This window comes from Arthrobacter sp. 10T413_2, assembly GCF_056394205.1.
This window is the reverse complement of record NZ_JBFTHK010000328.1, coordinates 1-1,792: the sequence shown is the minus strand read 5'-3', so window position 1 is coordinate 1,792 and position 1,792 is coordinate 1. Positions and strand designations below refer to the sequence as shown.

At 65.7% G+C, this 1,792-nt stretch carries 2 protein-coding genes; one reads left to right on the top strand and one right to left on the bottom strand.

Translation table 11 applies throughout. From position 1 onward, the window contains the following. Positions 1–237 precede the first annotated feature (237 nt). Complete coding sequence (locus tag AC1DBQ_RS23170; RefSeq protein WP_476930729.1) at positions 238–540, bottom strand: DUF4193 domain-containing protein; 303 nt, start codon at positions 538–540, stop codon at positions 238–240. 659 nt (positions 541–1,199) lie between these two features. Between AC1DBQ_RS23170 and AC1DBQ_RS23165 the strand changes: the two genes are divergently transcribed. Beyond that, a partial coding sequence (locus AC1DBQ_RS23165) for a 1-deoxy-D-xylulose-5-phosphate synthase N-terminal domain-containing protein (protein WP_476930728.1) occupies positions 1,200–1,792 on the top strand: 593 nt, incomplete at its 3' end.

Genomic DNA, 1,792 nt, shown 5'->3' with positions numbered 1-1,792 from the left:
TACCAGATCAGCCTCCTGACGCAGAACCCCGCCGTATCCGAGGCCCTGTCGCCAGTCCTGGCAGCCTGACCCGCAGCACTGGCTACGGGGGCTGGCCGCGCCCTTGGCTTACAGCCTGGGCCTGTGTGCCTGAATCTGCTGTCCGTGCCGGGCGCGGGRCATGCGGTGCGAGAGAGCGCGTTGAACTTTCATTTGAAGCATCGCTCCCTTGGGTGACCGGGCAGCTTGCGGCATGCCTTATCCCGCGCACTCGATGCAGTACGGGTGGCCGTCCCGTTCGCGCGCGAGCTGGGACCGGTGCCGGACCAGGAAGCAGGAGTAGCAGGTGAACTCGTCCTTGGCCTKGGGAATGACCTGGACGATGAGTTCCTCGGCAACGAACTCCCCGCCGGGGGTCACGGCCTCATCCAGTGCGTCGGCTTCGTCCAGGTCGCGGACGACGCTGCGGGCATCCGGTGCGCTGGCGGACTGCAGCGCTTCCAGGGACCGGTCCTGGGATTCCTTGACGTCGGAACGTACTTCGTCGTAATCAGTTGCCACTGAGGTGTGTCTCTTTCTGGTGTTCTTCTCTGACGGAACTGCAACATACACCATCGCCCGGGTATTCCCTTTCCTGGGGACCGGCCGGCCGGCGGAACGCCGGTTGGCGGAGAGGCGCCCCAGGCGTTGGGGGCTTCGGCATCCGCGTCGGGGTTCGGTCCGTTCCAGCGCCGCGACGATGCCCCTGGGGATGTTTGTTGGTTGGACGGGGAGTTTATCGCAGGCAGACGGCCAGAGGGAGGTGGGGCGTCCCAGGCTGCACCGGTTAATGCGGTCGTTCCTGGCCTCGCGGAGGCGGATGCCGATKGCTTCACTGCGCCGGTCACGTTGGAGTCCATCGCCGATCACGCCGGCGTAGAAGTTGGGTTTGACGGTATTACGGCAGCAGCACCCGGTCTGGGTGCCGGCGGTGTTGTGCTTGCCGGTCGTAGGTTTGGTGGCGGCGTGGCCGGCCATCTGCACTCCGGGTGGCCCTGCCTGACCGCATGGCGGGAGGGATGGCAGCGCGGGGTCCAGCCGGGGGGATTGATCTGCGTGGATGCACCGGCGCATCCGGTCCGGCAAGGCCCCGCCGGTGTTGGGCGGAGAGTCTTGACTTACTCTGCCTCCGGCGAGACCCTGCAGGGATCCGGCACGTTCCATCGACGAAGGACATCGCCATGCCCGCGGCAAATCAAGGAAACGTCGGCGAGGACCTCTCACGGGTCGCTGAACTCGCTGCGCAGCTCCGGGTGGACTCCATCCGGTCCAGCACGTCKGCCGGRTCCGGCCATCCRACGTCGAGCATGTCGGCCGCAGAYTTGCTGGCTGTCCTGATCAGCCGTCATCTGCGCTATGACTGGGACAMCCCKGRCCTGGACACCAATGATCACCTGATTTTCTCCAAAGGCCATGCCTCTCCCCTGTTGTATTCGGTCTTCAAGGCCGTCGGCGTCGTTTCCGATGATGAGCTCATGACCGGCTACCGCCGCATCGGCCAGCGCCTGCAGGGACACCCGACGCCGGCCCTGCCCTGGGTGGAGTTCGCGACAGGCTMGCTGGGCCAGGGACTTCCGGACGGCGTCGGGGTGGCCCTGGCAGGGAAATACCTGGACCGGCTCCCCTACCGGGTGTGGGTACTGTGTGGCGACAGCGAAATGGCAGAAGGCTCCATCTGGGAAGCCCTGGACAAAGCCTCACACTATGGCCTGACCAACCTGGTCACCGTCGTTGACGTAAACCGGCTGGGACAGCGGGGCGAGACCGAACTCGA